This window comes from Acinetobacter tandoii DSM 14970 = CIP 107469 (assembly GCF_000400735.1).
GTDB lineage: Bacteria > Pseudomonadota > Gammaproteobacteria > Pseudomonadales > Moraxellaceae > Acinetobacter > Acinetobacter tandoii.
The window spans coordinates 116,487-139,638 of the sequence record NZ_KE007362.1; the positions used below are offsets into that span (position 1 = coordinate 116,487).

The 23,152-nt window shown below is 40.8% G+C and carries 23 protein-coding genes and 1 tRNA gene; 7 read left to right on the plus strand and 17 right to left on the minus strand.

Translation table 11 applies throughout. The features are described from left to right. Window positions 1-330: 330 nt before the first annotated feature. The gene (locus I593_RS03530; protein WP_016166194.1) at window positions 331-735 is read right to left on the minus strand and encodes a WYL domain-containing protein; all 405 of its coding nucleotides are present in this window, start codon (window positions 733-735) and stop codon (window positions 331-333) included. Window positions 736-1,495: 760 nt separating this feature from the next. Next, window positions 1,496-1,582 (minus strand) — tRNA-Leu (locus tag I593_RS03535). 168 nt (window positions 1,583-1,750) lie between these two features. Between I593_RS03535 and queA the strand changes: the two genes are divergently transcribed. The 3 genes from queA to I593_RS03550 are packed head-to-tail and all read left to right on the plus strand — an operon-like array spanning window position 1,751 to window position 4,462. Beyond that, window positions 1,751-2,788 (plus strand): tRNA preQ1(34) S-adenosylmethionine ribosyltransferase-isomerase QueA, encoded by a 1,038-nt coding sequence (gene queA / locus I593_RS03540; protein ID WP_016166195.1) that lies wholly within the window; start codon window positions 1,751-1,753, stop codon window positions 2,786-2,788. A 40-nt stretch (window positions 2,789-2,828) separates the two neighbouring features. Further along, complete coding sequence (locus I593_RS03545) at window positions 2,829-3,857, plus strand: hypothetical protein (protein WP_016166196.1); 1,029 nt, start codon at window positions 2,829-2,831, stop codon at window positions 3,855-3,857. 38 nt (window positions 3,858-3,895) lie between these two features. Further along, on the plus strand, window positions 3,896-4,462 hold the full coding sequence (locus tag I593_RS03550; RefSeq protein ID WP_016166197.1) for a LemA family protein: 567 nt from the start codon (window positions 3,896-3,898) through the stop codon (window positions 4,460-4,462). Between the two features lie 56 nt (window positions 4,463-4,518). On the opposite strand, the gene I593_RS03555 is transcribed toward I593_RS03550, so the two are convergent. Next, window positions 4,519-5,445: a sensor domain-containing diguanylate cyclase gene (locus I593_RS03555; RefSeq protein WP_016166198.1), complete on the minus strand. Its 927-nt coding sequence runs from the start codon at window positions 5,443-5,445 to the stop codon at window positions 4,519-4,521. 288 nt (window positions 5,446-5,733) lie between these two features. Here I593_RS03555 and tgt point away from each other — a divergent pair, with 288 nt between their 5' ends. The 4 genes from tgt (at window position 5,734) to secF (ending at window position 10,222) form a co-directional block, all read left to right on the plus strand. Then, a complete protein-coding gene (tgt, locus tag I593_RS03560; protein ID WP_016166199.1) occupies window positions 5,734-6,864 on the plus strand; it encodes a tRNA guanosine(34) transglycosylase Tgt in 1,131 nt (376 codons plus the stop codon). Between the two features lie 98 nt (window positions 6,865-6,962). Further along, complete coding sequence (gene yajC, locus I593_RS03565; protein ID WP_016166200.1) at window positions 6,963-7,292, plus strand: preprotein translocase subunit YajC; 330 nt, start codon at window positions 6,963-6,965, stop codon at window positions 7,290-7,292. Between the two features lie 51 nt (window positions 7,293-7,343). Further along, complete coding sequence (secD, locus tag I593_RS03570) at window positions 7,344-9,245, plus strand: protein translocase subunit SecD (protein WP_016166201.1); 1,902 nt, start codon at window positions 7,344-7,346, stop codon at window positions 9,243-9,245. Between the two features lie 8 nt (window positions 9,246-9,253). Further along, the gene (secF, locus tag I593_RS03575; RefSeq protein WP_154653730.1) at window positions 9,254-10,222 is read left to right on the plus strand and encodes a protein translocase subunit SecF; all 969 of its coding nucleotides are present in this window, start codon (window positions 9,254-9,256) and stop codon (window positions 10,220-10,222) included. A 48-nt stretch (window positions 10,223-10,270) separates the two neighbouring features. On the opposite strand, the gene I593_RS03580 is transcribed toward secF, so the two are convergent. From I593_RS03580 to I593_RS03645, 14 genes are all read right to left on the minus strand, one after another. Then, window positions 10,271-10,915, minus strand: coding sequence for a 4'-phosphopantetheinyl transferase family protein (locus I593_RS03580; protein WP_016166203.1), 645 nt, complete (start codon window positions 10,913-10,915; stop codon window positions 10,271-10,273). A gap of 106 nt (window positions 10,916-11,021) precedes the next feature. Further along, window positions 11,022-12,431 (minus strand): ribosome biogenesis GTPase Der, encoded by a 1,410-nt coding sequence (gene der, locus I593_RS03585; protein WP_016166204.1) that lies wholly within the window; start codon window positions 12,429-12,431, stop codon window positions 11,022-11,024. A gap of 165 nt (window positions 12,432-12,596) precedes the next feature. Then, window positions 12,597-13,745: an outer membrane protein assembly factor BamB gene (gene bamB / locus I593_RS03590; RefSeq protein WP_016166205.1), complete on the minus strand. Its 1,149-nt coding sequence runs from the start codon at window positions 13,743-13,745 to the stop codon at window positions 12,597-12,599. Further along, entirely contained in the window at window positions 13,745-14,449 is a 705-nt protein-coding gene (locus I593_RS03595; RefSeq protein WP_016166206.1) for a YfgM family protein, read from the minus strand. The genes bamB and I593_RS03595 overlap by 1 nt, the downstream gene beginning before the upstream one ends. Before the next feature lie 33 nt (window positions 14,450-14,482). Then, window positions 14,483-15,778 carry a histidine--tRNA ligase gene (hisS, locus tag I593_RS03600; RefSeq protein WP_016166207.1) on the minus strand — a complete coding sequence of 432 codons (1,296 nt, stop codon included), beginning with the start codon at window positions 15,776-15,778 and terminating at the stop codon, window positions 14,483-14,485. Beyond that, on the minus strand, window positions 15,775-16,890 hold the full coding sequence (gene ispG, locus I593_RS03605) for a flavodoxin-dependent (E)-4-hydroxy-3-methylbut-2-enyl-diphosphate synthase (protein WP_016166208.1): 1,116 nt from the start codon (window positions 16,888-16,890) through the stop codon (window positions 15,775-15,777). The genes hisS and ispG overlap by 4 nt, the downstream gene beginning before the upstream one ends. A 20-nt stretch (window positions 16,891-16,910) precedes the next feature. Then, the gene (locus tag I593_RS03610; RefSeq protein ID WP_016166209.1) at window positions 16,911-17,705 is read right to left on the minus strand and encodes a helix-turn-helix domain-containing protein; all 795 of its coding nucleotides are present in this window, start codon (window positions 17,703-17,705) and stop codon (window positions 16,911-16,913) included. Next, the gene (gene pilW, locus I593_RS03615) at window positions 17,696-18,460 is read right to left on the minus strand and encodes a type IV pilus biogenesis/stability protein PilW (RefSeq protein WP_016166210.1); all 765 of its coding nucleotides are present in this window, start codon (window positions 18,458-18,460) and stop codon (window positions 17,696-17,698) included. Before pilW ends, I593_RS03610 begins: the two co-directional genes overlap by 10 nt. A gap of 66 nt (window positions 18,461-18,526) precedes the next feature. Continuing rightward, window positions 18,527-19,762, minus strand: a complete 1,236-nt coding sequence (rlmN, locus tag I593_RS03620) for a dual-specificity RNA methyltransferase RlmN (RefSeq protein WP_016166211.1) — start codon at window positions 19,760-19,762, stop codon at window positions 18,527-18,529. A 123-nt stretch (window positions 19,763-19,885) separates the two neighbouring features. Continuing rightward, window positions 19,886-20,317: a nucleoside-diphosphate kinase gene (ndk, locus tag I593_RS03625; protein ID WP_016166212.1), complete on the minus strand. Its 432-nt coding sequence runs from the start codon at window positions 20,315-20,317 to the stop codon at window positions 19,886-19,888. A gap of 125 nt (window positions 20,318-20,442) precedes the next feature. Next, window positions 20,443-20,643, minus strand: a complete 201-nt coding sequence (iscX, locus tag I593_RS03630) for a Fe-S cluster assembly protein IscX (protein ID WP_016166213.1) — start codon at window positions 20,641-20,643, stop codon at window positions 20,443-20,445. Window positions 20,644-20,722: 79 nt separating this feature from the next. After that, the gene (locus I593_RS03635; RefSeq protein ID WP_016166214.1) at window positions 20,723-21,274 is read right to left on the minus strand and encodes a phosphatase PAP2 family protein; all 552 of its coding nucleotides are present in this window, start codon (window positions 21,272-21,274) and stop codon (window positions 20,723-20,725) included. Window positions 21,275-21,302: 28 nt separating this feature from the next. After that, window positions 21,303-22,586 carry a glycosyltransferase family 4 protein gene (locus I593_RS03640; protein ID WP_016166215.1) on the minus strand — a complete coding sequence of 428 codons (1,284 nt, stop codon included), beginning with the start codon at window positions 22,584-22,586 and terminating at the stop codon, window positions 21,303-21,305. A gap of 152 nt (window positions 22,587-22,738) precedes the next feature. Beyond that, window positions 22,739-23,149, minus strand: coding sequence for a hypothetical protein (locus I593_RS03645; protein WP_016166216.1), 411 nt, complete (start codon window positions 23,147-23,149; stop codon window positions 22,739-22,741). Between the last annotated feature and the right edge of the window lie 3 nt (window positions 23,150-23,152).

Genomic DNA, 23,152 nt, shown 5'->3' on the forward strand with positions numbered 1-23,152 from the left:
GATTATTTTGCACACGCTTTTCGATAGTTTTTATGATTATTTTGATGACAAAGCACCCACTTGCTCAGCTTTAGCCTCACATCTCAAAACATTGAATGGATACTTCAGTCGATTAGGCGTAGAAGTACATATAAGATGCTGAATACACCCATAAGGAATAGAAATAAATAATTTTTATCAACAACTAACTTAAAAACAATTTCAGAAAACCAAACATTTCGTCCAATATTAACTGCAAAAATCAAGCAAATTTATTTTCACTTTTACAAATTAAAAAATCCTGAATTGAAATAAACCATTCATATTAAAGAAATAAAAATATTTCAACGGTCACTCAAGGTGCTTGGTTAAATATTCTATGATTTCAGTTTGATTAATTAAACGCGAACAATGCTTAGGACATTTTAAACATTTAATTTGACCGACAACAAAAATACGCTGTTCATTTAACAAATGACAAAATGCTTCAACATACCAATGCTGCTTTTCTTGATATACTCGAATAACATCAATATCCCGAATGGTCATTTGACCTTTTTGATTTTGATAAAGAATTTCTAGCGTTTTACAGGGTGTACAAACACATTCAGGCTCTAAAGAAACTTGATCTTGTTCTAATGTGCTCAGTGGGCATGGTCTGTCATTCACATCACAAGGTTGCTTCCGTATTTTCTTATTTATCAACATGAAACCACCAAAGAAGATAGTCGCCAGTACAGCGCCCGCAATTTCCATCTTCAAACCACACCTCGTTATCTCTTTTAAATTCTTTATCTATTTTAAACAACCGCAAAGACGAGCCAATTGTAGCAAATCCATATCATTTTATTGATTCAATTTTCGCATTAATTTTGAATTGATTTAAAAGATAGATTTATAAATAAAGATAAATTCTATAGATTTTACATATAATTACTTATTTATATTATGTCCATAAAATTATTATTAAAGTAAATTTCACTTTTTTCGAATAAAAAAATTTTAAACAGATGTTGTCCTTTTAAACACAGCTTTTAAAGTTAAATACTCCTCTAAAGTATCTGATTTAAAATATAAATACCTCATAACCTATAGTTTACTCATTAACCGATGTAATTTAATTAAATAAAGAACCATTAAATTTGAACAACCATAAATTCAAGTGCTTATTTTTATAATTTTTTTATTTATACACTACTTTTTAAGCCTAACAACCCCATCTCTCCATCTCAGCCCTTACACAACCTTCCCCATCAAATAGGTCGTATTCTTTTTCTATTGGTTTCACTTTTTCAACTTAGAAAGCTATTAGAAGCTTAATTGTTCTAACCATGAGATTCCATAATGAGTACCCAAACCAAATTCAGGTATTCATTCGAGTACTCATTTTCCGAAGTGATCACTTAAAATTTGACTTATTTAACCTTAAAGATGAAATGCAGAATTTCATGCAAGCATTTATTTTTATGCAATAAAAAGCCCCCAAGTCTTAATATGCTTGAGGGCTTTTAATATATGGTCCCGAGGGTCGGACTCGAACCGACACGTCATCTCTGACAGCGGATTTTGAGTCCGCCGCGTCTACCAATTTCACCACCTCGGGTAGGTGTTGATGCGTATATTAACCTGTTTAAAAAACTTGTCAACGTAAGATTAGCACATTTGGTTACTTTTAAAACAGAATGGTTTTTTTAGATTCTTATTTAACCAATTTCGACTAAAAAATGAAAAAAAGAATATACTACAGCCAGTTTTTTTAGCGAAATGTGTCATGCAACTTTCTGACTTCAATTTTGATCTTCCTGATGAGCTTATTGCTCGATATCCATTAGACACCCGCAGTTCATCACGCTTGCTCCATTTAGATGCGCAAGGTCAATATCATGATCATCAGTTTACCGATATTCTGGATTTACTGAATGACGGCGATCTCTTGATTTTAAACGATACTAAAGTGATGAAAGCCCGTTTAAAAGGTAAACGTGCAACAGGCGGTGCAGTTGAAGTTTTAGTCGAACGTTTGCAAGATGCGCACATCGCACATTGCCACATTAAAGCGAGTAACTCACCTAAAGCGGGTGCAGAACTATTTATTGGTACTGAAGAAATTAAAGTCACCGTCCAAGGTCGCCACGAGAATTTATTTATTGTTGAATTTTCACAACCGATTCTGGATGTTTTAGACCGTTGCGGTCAGTTACCCATTCCACCCTACTTCAACCGTGAAGCAGAGGCGATAGATACTGAACGCTACCAAACTGTATTCAATGATCCAAGCAAATTAGCCAGTGTTGCCGCACCCACTGCAAGTTTACACTTCGATCAAGCTTTACTGGAGAAACTCGAAGCTAAAGGAATTCACAAAGCTTTCGTGACCTTACATGTAGGTGCTGGAACATTTCTACCTGTTCGTACCGATGATATTGCCAATCATGTCATGCACAGCGAATGGTGCGATGTACCAGCACATACTGTTGAATTAATTCGTGAAACCAAAGCACGAGGGAATAAAGTCATTGCGGTTGGCACAACAGCAACACGTGCGGTGGAAAGTGCTGCCCAAGCACATAACAGTGTACTCGATGCTTGGGTCGGTGATACCCAGATTTTCATTTACCCTGGCTATGATTTTAAAGTGGTAGATCGTTTAATTACCAATTTCCATTTGCCCGAATCTACGCTGTTGATGTTGGTTTCTGCATTATCGAATCGTGACAATATTCTCAATGCCTACCAACATGCTGTAGCTACGCAATATCGTTTCTTTAGTTATGGCGATGCCATGCTAATTGATCGTTTTACAGGATAACTGTTTTACCAGATAACAATAACAAGGAACTTCCGCCCTTATGCCGATTGATACTGTGCGACATTCGATTCATATTCGTCGTAAAAAGAATCAGGTGGTCTTCCACAATATTGCTCGGCTTTGGGACATTGGGCGTCAGGCGCAAAGCCATCAACAAATTTTAGATGGCCTGCATCCTTGGAATGCTCCTGTCACCTTGAAGTTTGAAAATACCCTACCGTGGTTGCTTGCAATTACAGGCAGTCTTTTTATGCTTGCGATTTTGATTCAACCCAGTAGTATTTGGGCTCAAACTAGCCTGTTTTGTGGCGGGTTGATGGTATTTTGGGCTTATATTTCTTATGAAGATGATGACCCCATTGAAGAGGTGATTGATTATCTCGAACAACAAACCATTGCACAAAAATATCAGTTGGCTTACCACCGCCAACCACAACATATTTCCGTTCCACTCAATCCAGTTTTATTTATTGCCCACTTAAAACGCCTGTTTCCAGTATTTGAGCAAGGCTCTGTTTCCAATGATTTTCCATTATATGCAAGCACTGTTTGGACAGATGAAGAAAACAAGGACCATCAAGTACTGGTATTTCAATATCACTTTGTGAATGAAGTACGCATGACTGATAAAGATGGCAATCAGGTCAAGGTTCAAGAAATACATCGCGATTTGTGGGGCGTATTTGTTTTTGGTCTAGACATGCCAGGCTTAGCAATCAGTACTGCGAGCAAATCCTTTGGTCACCCTTATTCTTTTGCATGGCATACCAGTGATATTCAGACCAATCAGCGACTCAAATTCTATGGTAGCGATGAAATGCAGATGGCGAAAACGCTAACACCTGCTATGGTACTTCGGCTATCCGACTTTTTTGAATACCGTTCAGGGGATTTGTTGTTTCATCCCGAGAGTGATGTCTTGTGTTATCTAGGACCACATGATTTATTCAAAATTTCGAGCAAGGCTCAGAATATCCAAGATATTTCGAGTTTACGTGGACACTTACGTACATTTAAACTACCTTATCTAGAACATTTAAAGTCTGATTTATTGAAACTTTTAAAATAACAGCGACTAGAATGTACAACCATTAAACAGGGGGCAACATGGGACTTTTTATTTTATTATTGCTCATTATTATTGGCATTGTAGCCATTATTTTCATTCGTAATAATATTGTGCGCCATCATAATGCCACTATTCGCGCTTGGTCAGATGTGACCAGCTACGAACGTCAAAAAATTAAAATTTTAGATGCGCTTGCACCCTTGGTAGAGCAATATTCAAGTTTTGAAAAAGGCACTTTAGAAAAAGTGACCGAATTGCGTCAGAATATTTTAAATTTGAATGCAAACACTGCCGATGTATCACAGTTACAACGGATTGAGAGCTTAAACAAAGAACTCATGCACAGTTTAAATGTCGTAGTTGAAAACTACCCTGAGCTTAAAGCCAATGAAATTTATCTAAAAATGATGAATGAAATTGAAGAACAAAACGAAAATGTAGGGGCTGCGATTACGATTTTTAATCGCAATGTTGAACTGTTTAACAACCAAATACAGATTTTTCCCAACAATGTCATCAATACCATGACCATTGGCAAAAAAGCCATTCGACCATTTCGTGATACGGCAGCTATGCAAAATTTTGATTATCGTCCGAATTTTTAATGATTTAGCACAAAAGACAGCATTGTGAATAAATTTCACAATGCTGCTAATTCCGATTAAGACAGAAAACGAACCTGATTCCGCCCTTCAGCTTTTGCTTGATAGAGCAATTGGTCTGCCGACTGTAAAAAACTAGACACGTTTAAATAGTTTTGCCCTGCGCCATGCGTATTTACCCCAATGCTGACCGTAATATCAGCATGCTGACTTGCCATCAGATTCGGGATGGTCAAATGAGCCACTGCCTTACGGAAGCGCTCAGCAGATGAAACTGCATCTTCAAGTGTGGTTTCAGGCAAAATCACCACAAACTCTTCCCCACCAAAGCGCGCCACAAAATCATAGGCTCGACTAAACTGATTTTTTAATAACTGCGCCACGGCAATCAAACACTGATCACCCTGCAAATGTCCAAAATCGTCGTTGTATTTTTTAAAATGATCAATATCAATAAACAATATCGACAATGGTCGTTTATTGCGCTCTGCTCGCTTAAACTCGAATTCAATCCGTTCATTCAAAGCTTTGCGATTTGCCACCTGCGTCAACGGATCTTGCAGCAATAATGCTTGATTCTTTTTATTCAACTCCTCAAGTTCCAATTCCATACTTTTACGTTCTGAAATGTCAAACATGAAGCCAATAATGGCAATGGTTTTATCATTTTCACGAATCACATGCACAACATCACGGATCCAGACATACCCTCCATCTTGGGTTAAGGCACGATAATCAGCCTCATGATCCGTACCATCATCAGAGAGTTGGATACACATACCGACCGTTTTATCTCGATCATCAGGATGTATACGATCAATCCAGTCTTGTGCAGATTTCCAACTGTCTTGCGGCCACCCCAATAAACTCTCAATTTGTGGTCCAATATAACTAAATTCTTTGGTATCCCAATTAATTTGCCATGGAATGGCATTTGTAGTTTCCAATAATGTTTTATAAAATTCCCATTCTTTTAACTCACTCATTACCCCACCCCAAGAATGCACTGTTCACATGAAGAACTAGTAAATACCAATTCTCTTTACAATTTAATCACCATTTTCAGGTAAAATAGAAACAAATCATTACATAAGTAAAAATAATGCAAACTTCTGGCCAAACTTGCTTTTCACTTTCATTTTGAAATGACTGGATCAGAATTAACAGTTCAATACATCACAAAACTGGCGTTTAAGCGCAGAATCGAGGAAAATAGCTCTCTTTTTAGCTCGAACAATCAGCGAACTGTTTTTTCGCCTTGATTTGGAATTTGTATGAAGTTTGAAAAACTTGCGCAATCAGGGCGTGCTCGCCGTGGTCGCTTAACACTTGAACATGGTGTGGTTGAAACCCCAGTATTTATGCCTGTGGGTACTTATGGCACCGTTAAAGGCATGTTGCCACGTGATGTTGAAGATATTCAAGCACAAATTATCTTAGGCAATACCTTTCACCTGTACTTACGCCCAGGCCTAGATGTCATTGAAGCGCACGGTGGCTTACACGAGTTCATGAAGTGGGACAAACCTATTTTAACCGACTCAGGCGGCTTCCAAGTCTTCAGTCTTGGCGCTATGCGTAAAATTAAGGAAGAAGGCGTAACCTTCCGCTCTCCGATTGATGGCTCTAAAGTTTTCTTGTCGCCTGAAATTTCGATGGAAATTCAAAAAACTTTAAATTCTGACATCGTCATGATTTTTGATGAATGTACGCCATATCCAGCGACACATGAAGAAGCACAAAAGTCATTGCAACTTTCATTACGTTGGGCCAAGCGTTGTAAAACTCATCACCACGATGAATTAAACAATAAAAATGCTTTATTTGGCATCATTCAAGGCGGTATGTATGAAGACCTTCGTGAAGAATCATTAAAAGGTTTACTCGAAATTGGTTTTGATGGTTATGCCATTGGTGGTCTTTCTGTCGGTGAACCGAAAGAAGAAATGATCAAGGTGTTGGATTATCTTCCAGTTAAAATGCCTGCCGATAAACCACGTTATTTAATGGGTGTCGGCAAGCCAGAAGACATTGTTGAAGGTATTCGTCGTGGCGTAGATATGTTTGACTGCGTTATGCCAACCCGAAATGCACGAAATGGTCATTACTTTGTGACGGATGGTTTAGTTCGTATCCGCAACAGTAAATACCGTCATGATCAACAACCACTTGATCCACACTGCGATTGCTACACCTGTACCAACTTTACCCGCGCATATCTATTCCATTTAGAAAAATGTGGCGAAATGTTGGGTTCAATGTTAGGTACCATCCACAACTTACGTTACTACCAGCGCTTCACCCAAGACATTCGTGATGCACTCGATAACGGGACGTTTGATGCTTTTGTTGAAGACTTTTATCAACGTCGTGGTTTAGAAGTACCTCCTTGTCCGCAAGATTAATTCTTTCAGCATTTGCGCTGAAGAAAAAGACAAGGTAAATTGCAGAACAAGTCTATTTATTATCAAATTGATACCAGTTTATTGTTTAGGAAATTGAAATGAGCCTTTTTATTTCTACTGCTCACGCAGCAGGTGAAGCTGCACAGCAACCAAGCCTCGTAACGAACTTACTTATGATTGCGGTTTTTGTCGCAATTTTCTACTTCTTGATTTGGCGCCCTCAATCTAAACGTGCTAAAGAACACCGCTCTTTGGTCGAAAGCTTAGGTGTTGGCAGTGAAGTTGTTTTTGCTGGTGGTTTGATGGGTAAAATTACTAAAATTGAAGGTGATTTTGCAGTGGTTGAATTAAACCGTGGTGTAGAAGTAAAAATTCAACGCGCAAGTGTGATTTCAGTTCTTCCTGAAGGCACATTAAATAACCTTTAATCAAAAATAGTCGTGCACCCGCACGACTTTTTCATTTTAAGAAGAAAACAAATGCGTTACCCAGCATGGAAATATCTACTGATTCTCGTGGTTCTCGTAGTCAGTACATTATATGCCCTGCCAAGTTTGTATCCTGATGAACCTGCTGTTCAAATTTCAGGTGCCAAAGCTGGTACTCAAATTGACCAAAGCATCATACAAAAAGCAGAGCAAATTTTAAAAAGCGAAAATATTGCAACGCATGACAATAGCTTTACCAATAACGCTGCATTACTCCGTCTAGATTCATCTGAGGCTCAGTTAAAAGCCAAAGATGCTTTGCGTCGTGGTCTTGGAGATAACTACGTTGTTGCGCTGAACCTTGCACCAACTACACCTGAATGGTTGCAAAAAATTGGTGCAAAACCAATGAAGCTCGGTTTGGACTTACGTGGCGGTGTTCACTTCTTGCTTGAAGTGGATATGGACAAAGCCATCAGCCAACGTATGGAAACCTCTGCAACCGATTTACGTCGTCAATTGCGTGACAATAAATTGAAATTCAATAGTCTTTCATTGAATAACAATACCATTACTTTGCAATTTGCGAACAATACAGATCGTGATGCAGTGATGGATTTCTTGCGCAGCAACAACAAAGAATATGCTCAACAAGCGATTGCATCAGATTCAGGCTCTAGCTTACGTTTAACCTATACCGATGTACGTAAGCAAGAAATTCAATCTTATGCGGTCAACCAAAACTTAACCACCCTGCGTAACCGTATTAATGAGTTAGGGGTTGCAGAAGCACTAGTACAAACCCAAGGTAGCAACCGTATTGTGGTTGAATTACCAGGTGTACAAGATACCGCTGAAGCAAAGCGTGTTTTGGGCCGTACTGCGAACTTAGAGTTCCGTCTGGTTTCAGACCAGAATGATCAATATATTGATCCATATACGGGTAAATATAATGGTCAGCCATTACCTCCAGGCACGGAAGTATTTGCTTATCAGTCACTTGATAGTGGCCGTGAATTATTACTTAGCCGTAATCGTATTCTTACAGGTGAGCGTGTTCAAAATGCCTCTTCTGGCTTTAGTCAGGACACTGGCGGTGCTGAAGTAAATATTACCCTCGATAGCGCGGGTGGTAAGCTCATGGCTGATGCGACACGGAATTCTGTGGGTAAACGTATGGCGGTGTTGTTTATCGAAAATAAACAAAAAATCAGCTATGTCACAGACCCGAAAACTGGTGCACAAACTGAAGTCCGTACACCGTATGCAGAATCTGTGGTTATTAATGCCGCCACGATTCAAGCCGTACTCGGCTCACAATTCCGTATTACAGGTTTAGACTCACCACAAGAAGCAGCCGAACTGGCACTGATGTTGCGTGCAGGTGCATTAGCCGCTCCAATGTATTTTGTTGAAGAACGTGTGGTTGGTCCTAGCCTCGGTCAAGAAAACATTGATAAAGGTGTCTTATCCACCCAAATCGGTTTCTTACTGGTTGCAATCTGGATGGTGGTGTTCTTCCGTCTATTTGGTTTAATTGCCAATTTAGCCTTAGTGATCAATATTGCCATGATCCTGACCGTAATGTCTTGGATTGGCGCCTCACTATCGCTTCCAGGTATTGCAGGTATCATCATTACCATTGGTATGGCGGTCGATGCCAACGTCCTCATCTGTGAACGAATACGGGAGGAAATGAAATGGGGAGCTTCTCCTAAACAAGCCATTATTGCGGGTTATGATCGAGCTTATAACACCATTTTAGACTCGAACTTAACCACCTTTATTGTCGCGTTCATTTTATTTGCAATCGGTTCAGGTCCAATCAAAAGCTTTGCAGTCACCCACATGATTGGTATTGTCTGCTCGATGTTTACCTCTATTACGGTGACGCGTGCAGTCGTACAATTGATTTATGGCAAAAAGCGTGACTTGAAGAAGTTGAGCATTTAAGGAGATCGATGATGACTGACATGACTCAACCCAAATCAAAACAATATGGTCGCCCTGACAATGAGCGTGTAATTGGCTTTATGAAGATCAGCAAACCTGCTGCTTTCGCGTCAATTTTAATTACCATTGCCAGTATCTTCTTCATTGCCGTGAATGGTCTTAACTTAGGTTTGGACTTTACTGGGGGTATTTCTGCGGAAGTCACCTATGCAAAACCGGTTGACCAAGATCAAATTGTTAAATCTCTTGAAGCTACAGGCTTTGAACATGCAGTAGTCCAAACGCTAGGCAGTAACACAGACGTACTCATTCGTATGCCTGTGCAAAAAGCCAGTGTTGAAGATTTGAATAACACCTTGGCTCAAGCAGTACAAGTACCGAATAACACAGCTACATTACATAAAGTCGATGCTGTCGGTGGTCAAGTTGGAAATGAACTCTATGTTCGTTCTGCAGGTGCCGTTGCACTTGCATTGATCTTGATGTTGATCTACGTAACCATTCGCTTTGAATTCAAATTGGCTGTGGGCGCAATCCTCTCCCTCTTTCACGATATTTTAGTGATTTTAGGGGTATTTGCATTCATGCAATGGCCATTTGACCTGACCACTTTGGCCGCAGTGCTTGCCGTGATTGGTTTCTCGCTCAACGATAACATCGTAGTATCAGACCGTATCCGTGAGAACTTCCGTAAAATTCGAGGTGCATCCCCTCGTGAAGTGATCGATATTGCCCTCACTGAAACTTTACGCCGAACTGTCCACACCTCCATGACCTTGTTATTGGTTGTGGTGGCGATGCTCATTATGGGCGGTGAAGGTCTACGCTGGTTCTCGGTGGCAATGTTTATCGGTGTCTTTGCAGGAACATATTCTTCAATTTATATTGCAACTGCTTATGCCCTATGGCGTGGTTTAAACCGTCAAGACTTTATTGTTCAGATTAAACCTGAGTTTGATGAGGAAGAAATTCCTTAATCCCTAAACAACAGGCTCACACTGAAGCTCATCCTCGGATGGGCTTTTTTAATGCTGAATGATTTGAATTAGTGGCCACTGGAAACCCTGACATGATGGCTCTGCCTGCCAAGCCACCGTTAACATTATTTGACCCAAATGATAATTCTGATACGCAAAGCTACCAATTTCAGGATGCTGACACATCCCCCCATGATTGATAGCATGTACATGCGTATTTAACTCTTTTAAGCTTAAACGAATACCTAAACCAGATGCTTTTAATACCGCTTCTTTGGTGGTCCAAACCTTAAACCAATATTCAGATGAATATTCTGCTTCTGCCCAACCATGCAATTCTTCAGGATGAAAAGCATGTTGTGCCAATGTCTCAAAACGCACTTGTCGGTCTAAATCTTCGACATCAATACCCAACTGCCTCACTGTATGGCTAAGTGCTAAGGCGTAATGTTTATGACTATGACTATGATTGAATGCAACCTGAGGGAATTCAGTCAAATAGGGTTTGCCATATTCGGTCTTAGAAAGATCTGCGTTTTGGATCTCACGTTGCATATGTTGTGAGAGCAACTGATTCCGAAATTGGTAGATGGCCTGTTTTTGTTGTTGTATCTTGGCTTTACGCTCCAAATCCGCAGGCAACTGAATCATCTGCTCTAAGCGGCTGACTTCGATATGAATCAATTTCGTCACGCCTATCTCCTTTTTTATTTACACGCTTATTCTAGAAGAAACCGAATGCAAAAGAAAAAGCCCAAAGTCATCTTTGGGCTTTTTCATCGTTTAAATGAACTGAAAATTAACGTTTGAATTTCTTCTCAGCTTTTTTGAACTTCTGAACATAACGACGTTTACGTGCCGCAGTACGTTCATCCACTTGTGACTTACGCCCTTCAAATGGATTTTCTGAAGTTTTAAATTCAATTTTCACTGGTGTACCTTCAAGTTTGTACACACGACGGAAAACATTTTCAAGGTAACGACGGTAATCTGCTGGGGTTTTATCAACTTTGTTACCATGAATCACAATCGTTGGTGGATTTTGCCCGCCCATATGCGCATAACGCATTTTAATACGACGACCACCCACCATTGGTGGTTGATGTGCATCCACGGCATCACTCAAAATTTGCGTGATTTTGGCAGGTGAAACTTTCAAATGTGAAGATTCATAGGCACGGTGGATCGATGGATACATATCACCTACACCCGTACCATGCAGTGCAGAAATTAAGTGGATTTTTGCCCAAGGAATAAAATCAAAACGACGTTCAACATCTAGCTTACATTGCTTACGATCATACTCAGACATATTGTCCCATTTATTGATCGCAATCACCATGGCACGCCCTGCTTCTAAGGCATAACCAATCAAGTGTAAGTCTTGCTCTACAATGCCTTCACGAGCATCCACCACCACGACAACCACATGCGCATCTTTCATGGCTTGCAAGGTTTTTACAATCGAGAATTTCTCGATCATTTCATCGACCTTACCTTTACGACGCACACCCGCAGTATCAATCAGCGTATATTGACGACCATCACGCTCGAAAGGGATATAAATAGAGTCACGGGTTGTACCTGGCTGGTCAAATGCCACCACACGTTCTTCACCTAACAAACGGTTGACTAGTGTTGATTTACCTACGTTCGGACGGCCAATAATCGCTAAACGCAAGCCTGTGTTTTTGTCATGCTCTTCTGGGTTCTCGTCTTCAGGCACATCCTGTAACACGTCTTCCAACATTTGCTGTACGCCACGACCATGACTTGCCGCTACTTGCAGTGGCTCACCCATACCAAGTTTATAAAATTCGACGAGTGCGGCTTCCGCGTGTACACCATCCACCTTATTTGCGACAAGATAAACTTTTTTACCTAAAGTACGGAGTTCACGTGCAATTTGTTCATCAGAAGCCAATAGACCTGCACGCGCATCTACCACAAATACAATGATATCAGCCTCATGAATCGCAGTTTTAGACTGCTCTGCCATGTAAGAGTCAATACCACCTTCATTTTCACCAATACCACCTGTATCGACTACAATGAAAGATTTATTTTGATAAACAGCATCACCATATTTACGGTCGCGTGTCAGACCCGCAAAGTCAGCCACCAAAGCATCACGACTTTTAGTTATCTGGTTAAATAGAGTTGATTTTCCGACGTTCGGACGACCAATGAGCGCAATTACGGGTTTCATAGTTTAACCTTTATTCAAGATCAGCCAGTGAGACTGGTCTGAACATCAGAAAAATGGAAGATATTTAAGAATAATACTAAATAAAACACGGGGCATTGAAATTTCTCAAATACCCCGTGTTTAAAAATACGGATTTGGCTTAGTTTAACATAAGGCAGACGAAAATTAACGATTCTGCCAAACGCTAAATGTACCCTTACGTGTCGCGACTGCGAGTTGACCTTCGATAACACGCAATGTACGTACAGCACCACTGGTTTTGGCACGACCGATTAACTGACCTGAATTTGGGTCAATCAGATGTAATACGCCATCTAAATCCCCTACTACAAGGTCTTGACCAAACAGTACTGGATTACTGAGTTCACGGTTTAAAAGTTGCTCATTTTGCCACAATTGTTGACCTGTCGCCAGATCATAAGCCGTCAACTTACCATCTGCTTGTGCTACAAAAACTTTATTGTCTGCAACTTCAGGACGTTTGGTACTGCTAGCATCTTCACTCCAAATCACTTGTTGTGAAGCCAAGTCTGTTGCAGTCACTTGCCCTTGGAAACTGGTGGTCACTAAAAGCTGACCTGCTACCACTGGATCACCATCAACATCATTTAAACGCTGAATGTCAGAACGACCATCACTCACTGCCACACGACGTTGCATACGAGGTACGCCACTGAGTACATCTAAAGCATAGACATAAGCATTTGCAGAAGACACCAATACCGTACGTGCATCGAGAGCTACAGGCGTTGAAGTCCCACGCAAGCTAAATTGTACGCTTGGTAAATCATAGCTCCAAACTTGCTGCCCAGATTCTAAATCATGCGCATAAACAGTTCCATCATTACTGACGGTCACCACACGACCAGATTGTACCAACGAAGGTGCTAGAATTGCTCCTGTTAATTGAGCAGTCCATTTTTGTTCACCTGTGGCTTGATCTAGAGCAAACAATTGACCTTTATGATTTCCAACAATCACTAGACCATCTTTAGCTTCCACACCTGAGCTTAGACCTTGTTTAGAGACTTTTTTGCTCCAAACTTTATCTTTACCACGATAGGCGGTGACTTCACCTTTAGGGCTAGCAATGAAAATTACGCCATTATCGATGTCCAATTGCAAACGTAATGGATCTGCTTCTGAGGTCGAAGAAACACTTTCAGAAAAAACTGGCGCTAAACTTTTCGATTGTTCAAGTTTAGGTAATGGACTTGGTTTGGCATCTTCAACTTTAATTTTATTACTTGAACAGCCAACTAAAGCCAGCGTCAAAATTGTTAGTGCAAACGGTATTTTATATTTTCTATCCATTAAGACTCATCCACGTGTGTTTCTAAAATTGGGCGTTCAATTTCAGGATCATCTACTAAAACGCCAACACTTTCGAGTTTAATTTGTAAAATTTGGCGCTCTTGTTTACGCTCAATTAATGCATCCCATGCACTTTGATAAGCTTTTTTCGCATTTTCTACATCATTCTTAGCAACATATACATCACCACGCGCTTCATCAGCCGTTGCTTTGAACGCAGGGTTGGTCACTAAAGCTAAAGATTTCAATGCATCATCATATTTGTTTTGTGCAAGCTGTGCATAAGCCAAACGTAATTTTACGATTTGTGTTAAACCCTCATCTTTAACTTTAGAGTTTTCCACCTTTTTCAAAGCTTTTTCTGCACCAGCATAGTCACCCTTGTCATAAGCCAACTTTGCCATCACAAATTGAGTTTGAATGGCCTGCGCAGAATCAGGGGCATCCTTCACAATTTTATCTGCAGCTTCTGTCAACTCAGTCATTGCATTTGGATTGCCTTGTACATTACGCGCATCATCCATCAATTGTTGGACTTTTGCAGTTTGCATTTGCGATTCTGCAAGGTTTTTCTTTTGCCAATATTCCCAACCGAAAAAGGCAATCAACGCAATTAAAATCCCACTAATCATGGCCGAACCATACTTTTTAGTGAAAGACTTTAAACTCTCAAGTTGTTGTTCTTCACTCAATGATGCGCTCATTTGATTACCCTTTTCCTAAATGTTATTTAACTCTTATTTTGAAGAAAATTTTTCGATGAAGAATGGTACGACATCAGCAATTGCGACTTCGCACTGTTCCGCTGTCGCCAAAGTTTTGACCAATAGCTGCTGTGCTTCCCACTCGCGCTCACCCAAAATCAAGGCATACAATGCCCCTGACTGGTCGGCCTTTTTCATTTGGCTTTTCATTGAACCTTGTGAACCAACTTTTAAACGTAATGAACTTTGCGCTGCGTCTAACTGGTTGCGGAGTTGTTCTGCCAATACCAAAGCCTTACCTTGAGAAGCAGGATCTGCCACCAAGAAAATTTCGCAATCACGAATTGGAGTCGCATCTTCAACTTGTTCAAGTAAAAGTAATAAACGCTCCATCCCCATAGCAAAACCAACCGCAGGTACAGACTGATCTGCCTTTCCTTTAAGCTGTCCAACCAAACCATCATAGCGACCACCTGCACACACTGTACCTTGTGAGCCTAAATGTGTAGTCGTCCATTCAAATACAGTTTTGTTGTAATAATCTAAACCACGAACCAGTTTCTGATTAATCACAAACTCAACGCCTGCATCGCTTAAATACTGCTGCAAAATCGCAAAGTGCTGTAAAGTCTCTTCACCCATAAAGTCATGCAATTTCGGTGCATTTTCTAAAATAGCTTGAGTTTTTGCATCTTTAGAATCAAGGATACGTAGCGGATTGGTGGTTAAACGGCGCTGTGAGTCTTCATCCAAATCACTTTTATGCGATTCCAAGAACTCAACCAAAGCCGCACGATAAGCCGCACGCTCATCAGACTCTCCGAGAGTATTCAACTCTAACTGAACTTTGTCCGCCACACCCATGCGTTTCCATAGACGCGCCGTCATCAAAATGAGCTCAGCATCCATATCAGGAGTTGCCACACCAAAGGTTTCTACACCAAACTGGTGGAACTGACGGTAACGCCCTTTTTGTGGTTTTTCATAACGGAACATTGGTCCGACATACCACACACGCGGTGTTGCGCCACGGAGTAAATTATGCTCAAGCATGGCACGTACACAACCTGCCGTTCCTTCAGGACGCAGTGTCAAAGACTCAGGCGGATTGCCTTTATCTAAGAACGTATACATTTCTTTTTCAACGATATCCGTCGCATCACCAATCGAACGTTTGAACAAATTAGTTTGTTCAACAATAGGCAAACGGATTTGTTGATAGCCATAGGCATCCATTAACGATGCTAAATGTTGCTCTAGACGTCTCCATGCAGGTGTTTGCGTTGGAAGAATGTCATTAAAACCTTTGATTGCGACAATTGAACTCATGATGAACTACGAATGATCTCTTTAGATTTAGCTTCTTCAAGCTCTTGAACACGCTGACGAACCATTGTTTCGATTTCATCAACTAACTGGTTGGTATCAATCAGATGGCTTTTCTCGCCATTACGATACACAAGCGAACGTGGACTTGCCCCCACCACGCCAATATCAGCCTCTTTGGCTTCGCCTGGACCATTCACCTTACAACCAATGACCGATACGTCCATTGGGGTACGAATGTCTTCCAAACGCTCTTCTAAAGCTTGCATCACTGAAATCACGTTAAATTCTTGTCGTGAACAGCTTGGGCAAGCAATAAAGTTAATGCCATTTGAACGAAGGCTGAGTGATTTTAAAATATCAAAACCAATTTTAACTTCTTCTTCGGGTTCGGCTGCCAATGAAATACGCATGGTGTCACCAATGCCTTCCATGAGCAAACCACCCAATGCAATGGCTGATTTTACTGAACCCGTACGATAAATCCCAGCTTCTGTAACACCTAAATGTAATGGGTTATCAATTTGTTGAGACAGCAAACGGTAGGCATCCATGGTCAAAAACACATTCGATGCTTTCACAGAAACTTTAAACTCATGGAAATTTAAACGGTCTAAGATATCAATATGGCGCATTGCTGACTGAAGCAAAGCTTGGCCTGTCGGCTCCCCATATTTCTTTTGAATGTCTTTTTCCAATGAACCCGCATTCACGCCAATACGCATAGAAATATCATGATGACGTGCCGCAGCAACAACTTCACGAATTTTCGCTTCCGAGCCAATATTACCCGGATTAATACGCAAACAATCCGCGCCCATATCTGCCACTTTCAATGCGATTTTATAATCGAAGTGAATATCTGCTACTAAAGGCACTTGTACGCGTTTACGAATTTCACCGAAAGCTTCGGCAGCTTCCATCGAAGGCACAGAAACACGCATAATGTCAGCACCCGCATCTGCACAGCGTTGAATCTGGGCAACAGTTGCTTCGACATCACACGTTTCAGTATTGGTCATGCTTTGAATGCTGATCGGAGCATCACCTCCGACGTAAACAGAACCCACACGAATTTTGCGGGTAGTACGGCGTTGAATCGGGTTTACAATCATGATTATTTACTCTGGCACCATTAACGAGATAAACGGAATTCTGCTTTCCCATTTACCGTATATGGTGACAATGAAATCTGCTCATTGTTCAAACTTAATGACACTGCGGCTGCATCATCCAAACGGATTTGGAATGGCGCCTCACCACTTAAAGTTAAAGTACTGGCTTGACGGCCTGTGGCTAAAACTTTACCCGTCGAATCCACAATATGAACTGAGGTCGGACGATTAAAATTCAAGACCAATTGATCGCCTGAAACTGCGGTCGCACCGCCCACTGACAACACTTCAACTTCAGATTTATTTGCATCTGCCGCACTGCTTTCTGTATTCGAACCCGATGAGCCCCAGTTTTGAATCGTGCCAACAATTGCAGCCAAGATCACCAAGATAATGATGATAATGACAGATCGCTTTAACCACTTACGGTTACGCTCACTGTTTGAGCCTGGCAACTTGCCCATGATCTTGATTGGTGAATTATCCAAGGCATGATTAGGCACCATACCTGTATCATTGGCATAGATTTCATCAAAACGCTGAATCAGTGAGGTTGCATCAACATTTAAATATTTTGCATAAGTGCGATAGTAACCTTTAATGAAGGTCGCTTCTGGCAAAGACTTATATTCATCTTGCTCTAATGCAGTTAAAGTTTTTACAGGAATTTTTAAATCTGCAGCAACTTGACTTAATTCACGTTTTTGAGCAATACGTTTTTGGCGTAAGTATTCTCCAGGACGCTGGACGTTTCCTAATGCATTAGGTACTACGCTTGAACCATTCGATTGCGGTGAATTAGGATTTACTTCCATACGGCCTCAGTACTGTACTGTAATTGCAAATAACGTGTGTATTCTTGGCTATCGGGGAACAATGCACGCATTTGATTAACTAACACTTGCATCCCCATCTGATCGCCATTGGCTCGTGCAATACGAATACCAATCCATAATGCACGCGCACTCTGATTTTTCTGCCCAACCAAACGAACAAATTGTTCATATAGCTGTGTAGCAGCAGGAATTTGTTGTCTTAAATAAAATATTTCTGACAACTCTAACATTGAAACATAAGAATTTGGATTTACTTGCAATGCTTGCTTGAATGATTTTTCAGCATTTGCTGTATCATCCAATTTTAAGTAAATACGTCCTAAATTTTCCAATGCCTTGAATCGCTGATCATAACCCAAGGTCGAACCAGCAATTGCTAATTGTTCAATCGCCTCATTATAACGTTCTACGACGTATAAATACGTACCATAGTTGTTACGAGCTTGCGCATTATTTGGATCGGCAGAAATTGCACGTTTAAAGTGTGTCTCCGCTTTTTCCATATTGGCAGGGCTACCTTCTTGCTGTAGCAACACGCCCATCATCATATTCGCCGTGGAATCTCGTGGTTCCATTTCTAATGCTTGATCAAGTGCGCGTTTTGCCGCATCTAGGTCGCCCTTACGAATATATTCCGCTGCCAATTGAGTCCGCACTTCTACTGCTTTCTCGGGGTCTTTTTTAAACCCCGGTGCCGATGAGGTGGTTGTGGTAATACAACCCACCAACGACATAGAAAGACAAAACATTGTTATACATGCAAATTTGTAGGTGGGTTTACTCAATTGACAGCCCCTTTATTATCCTTTTGAGCGCAAAATCTCATTCCGCTCAGCCACTTTTTTCTTCCACTGCTCTGCACGACGTGTACGGTCGGCCACCTGACCAACCAACTGTCCACATGCAGCATCAATATCATCACCACGTGTCTGACGAATCGTACACACAAATCCAGCGTCAGACAAAGTTTTTTGGAAAGAAATAATACGGTTACGACTTGAGCGCCCGTATGGTGCGTGTGGAAATGGATTAAAGGGAATTAAATTAATTTTACTTGGTAAATTCTTTAACAATTTCAATAGCTGTTGTGCATGTTCAGGTTGATCATTCACCCCATCCAGCATCACATATTCAATGGTGACATGACGGCGTGCACTTTCATTACCATCTTTCGCCAAATAGCGCTGACATGCTGCAATTAATTGATCCAACGGATATTTTTTATTAATTGGTACCAATTCATTACGCAATTCATCATTTGGGGCATGTAATGAAATAGCCAATGCCACATCAATGTCTTGTGCCAATTGGTCAATTTTCGGCACGACACCTGAAGTTGATAGGGTCACGCGACGTTTCGACATGCCATAAGCAAAATCGTCGAGCATTAGCTGCATCGAACTTAATACCGCGTCGTAGTTAAGTAATGGTTCACCCATTCCCATCATTACAACGTTAGTCACTGTACGCTCGCGTTCTGCAACTGGAACTTCCTCCATGTAAGAGTAGTTTGCCATCCACAATTGACCAATAATTTCCGCAGGTGTTAAATCACGCTGGAAACCTTGCTTACCTGTAGAACAAAATGAGCAATCCAGCGCACAGCCGACTTGTGAAGAAATACACAAAGTTTTACGTGCACCTGTTTTATCTTCTGCAGGAATAAGTACGGTTTCAACCAATGAGCCAGCACCATCACCTACACGGAACACCCATTTACGTGTGCCATCTTTAGAATAATTACGGTGTACAACTTCAGGCGCTTTAATTTCACATACGCGCTCTAATTCTTCACGCAACTTGCCTGAAATGTTGGTCATTTCAGCAAAATCGGTCACGAAATATTGGTGGATCCACTTCATTACCTGTCCTGCACGGAATTTCTTTTCGCCCATCGCTTCAAAGAATTGTTCCAGCTCAGCACGTGACATGCCCAGTAAATTCACTTTTTCCACAGAAGGTTGCTGTGTTGGAGTGGACAAAGGTTGTTGCGATTCATCAGAAGTTGCAGATGAAACGACCACTTCAGTACTCATGTGTAATTACCTAAACCATGTCGAAGATAGAAGGAGATTGCTCAATATTCAAGCAAATAAATTTAAAGGGAATAAAAAAACCAGATAAGCAGTATAACACTTATCTGGTTTGAAGTGTCTCGATTAACGAGTGCGCGGGCAAACTTCAGTTTGAGCGAAGAAGTAGTTTACTTCGCGATCAGCAGATGCAACTGAGTCAGAACCGTGAGCAGCGTTTTCGTCGATGCTTACAGCGAAGTCAGCACGGATTGTACCTGGAGCAGCTTCTTTAGGGTTAGTAGCGCCTAAGATTTCACGGTGAGCAAGAACTGCATTTTCACCTTCAAGAACAGATACAACAACTGGACCAGAAGTCATGAACGCAACTAAGTCAGCAAAGAAACCACGTTCTTTGTGTTCTGCGTAGAAACCTTCAGCTTCAGCTTGAGAAAGGTGTTTCATTTTAGTCGCAACGATTTTAAGACCAGCTTTTTCGAAACGAGCAAAGATGTCACCAATGTGGTTTTTAGCTACTGCATCTGGTTTAACGATAGATAAAGTACGTTCAATAGCCATGATCGGCTCCTTAAGTCAAATTAGACGTGAAAATTTTGCCGCATTATACCGAATAATGTGCAATTATCAGCTTTTGTAATGTAAAAAAACTGGATTTTTTCGATATGCTGATGGAAAAGCGTGGATTAGCTGGCTTCGTCAATCCAAGCCATTTGAATTGCTTCGAGCAAACCTTCTGTAGATTTATTCGGATCGTCTTCAAAATCAGGTAAAGCACATACCCACGCGTGTAAATCGGTAAAACGAATCCATTGCGGGTCAACATCTGGATGTGCTTCATATAATTCAATCGCGATATCCATGGTATCGGTCCAACGTAACCCCATGACTGTTCCTAATTTATGCTATGACAGTGCTACTTTAACAAAATTTAGGATTTCTGAGAAACAACTCAATCGATCCAATCTACAACAACACGTTAAACATCGGTGCACAAGCAATAACAACTGCTGCCACACTTGCTCCAATAATGGCACCAACTGCGACATCACTTGGATAATGCAACCCCAATACCATACGCGACAATGCCACTAACACGGTGAATGGCAGCATCAACACCAATAAGATGGGCTGAACCGAACCAATTACCACACTTCCCATCACCGCATGTAAGGTATGCCCTGACGGAAAGCTAAAATGATCTAAAGGACGTTCACACAAACGAATCACTTGATGAACTTGATAAGGTCGTGGACGCACTGTTTTAGTTTTGAGAACTTTATAAATAGCTGTACCCAATAAAGAACCCACAATCAGATACACCATTTGTAAGCTGTAAGACAAACCTTGCAACATCCATAGGCTCATCAACATAATGTACCAAAAAACACCATCACCTAATCGGCTAATTAATTTAAAAAAATGTGCCACTCGGTCTGAATGGGAAAAATGGTTCAGATATAAACAGCCTTTTAAGTCGAGATCGAGTATTTTTATTTTTGCATTCTTAAAATTCATAATTTCTCTCCTCAAGCTTTTGTTTTGCTTATGCGATCATTCGTGTTTCCTTTGCCACTTGATATAAAGCCTGCTCCAATTGCATGACAGGTAGGTGCCAGCCCATTTCCATCACTTTAATTCGAGCACGCTGTCCCATGCTGTTGAGTATGTTTGGACGGGGTAAGCGCTGCATTTGTGATGAAAAACTATTTACATCACCCAGCGTGCTTAACCATCCTGTATTGCCATGCTCGATGTGAGCATGTGCACATGCATAATTATAAGCCACCACAGGCAAACCACTAGCCATCGCTTCCAAAACAACGTTACCAAAGGTTTCGACTTGGCTGGCAAATACAAAAACATCTGCACTTGCATAAACACTTGCAAGATTCTTACCAGTTAAGCTTCCTGTAAAAATCACACCATGTGCTTTACCTAAATTTTCCAAGCGTTGACGGTCAGGTCCATCGCCAGTAATGATCAATTTATAATGCTTTTCACCACGTTGCAGCATACATATATAGTTACGAATCAGTACGTCAATTTCTTTCTCTGGCGATAACCGTCCCACGTAAAGCATGACAGTTGTATTACTATCCGCACCCCAAGTGCACCGATATGCTTCAGAGCGGGAAAGAGGAGAAAATTGCTGAGTATCCACCCCGCGTCCGACTACAACCAATGGACACTTGATACCAAATTGCTTTAATGCTTTTTCAGTATCTTTGCTCGGAACACAAGTCAGTTGGGTATTGTTATGAAACCAACGTAGATAATGCTGTATCGGTTTCACTAAAAAAGCCAAATCAAAGAAGCGACTAAAATCTTGAAAAGGCGAGTGAAAACCACTTGATACTGGAATATCTCGGCTTTTGGCAGCATGAAGGGCTGTAAGCCCCAATGGTCCTTCAGTCACAACATGCACCACATTGGGCACGAACTCATCCAGAGCATTGGCAACCTTCAAAAATTGTGGCCAACCAAATTGCAAACTAGGATATTTAGGAATACTTTGGGCTGTAACCAAACATTCTTTGTTCGGCATAAAGTCCGCACATGATTGAGTCTGGCTGGGGCGAATCAGTAAGATTTTATGCCCTTGCTTTTGCAACCCTTTACAAAGCTGCATCAGAGATAAAGCCACCCCATTCACTTCGGGTGGCCATGTTTCTGTGACGATGGCAATTTTTAACCGTGGACGAACCAGATCTTTTAAAACACTTATTTCTTCTACGCTGTTTTTGTTTTTTTGTAATTTAAAATAAAACTTAAAGCTGTCCGGAAAATCTTGTTGTTTTAGCAGGCCCACAGTGGATATGTAAGACATATAACACCTATTGCTTGATTTTCTTCTAGCTTAGATGTCTTTGTTTACAGTTTGATGATTGTTGTTTGACATTCCTATGAAATACAAAAGGGAGATAACATTTACCTCCCTTTTGTTGATCATTTACAAAACCTAAAGGCTTTACAACGAAATTAAAAATCCACATTGACATAGATTCGGTCACGATAAACTCCTGCAGGAACGCTATATAAAGGATTCTCTTCGAGTTGAGCTGAAATTATATACTTCTGATTAGTTCCTGCTTTTTGTCTCATTTGAACCCCCCATAGATTTTCACTCGCACCTCGAATATTCATTTGGGTTTTGACTTTATAGGGTCCATTCGATACATAACTTGACCCACTCGCATTTAATAAGTTCTGACTTCGGAATGAAATCGAATAACTGCGATCACAAGAAACGTTAAAAGATGTGGCAGTCTGACTATGATAGTAGTTTGCTAATTTCATTTCAGGGGCAGAAAAACCGCTGACCGAACATCCTGCCGCATAAACCGCACTACAACTCATAGAAATTAAGCAAGCTAAAAAAATTGGTTTCATACC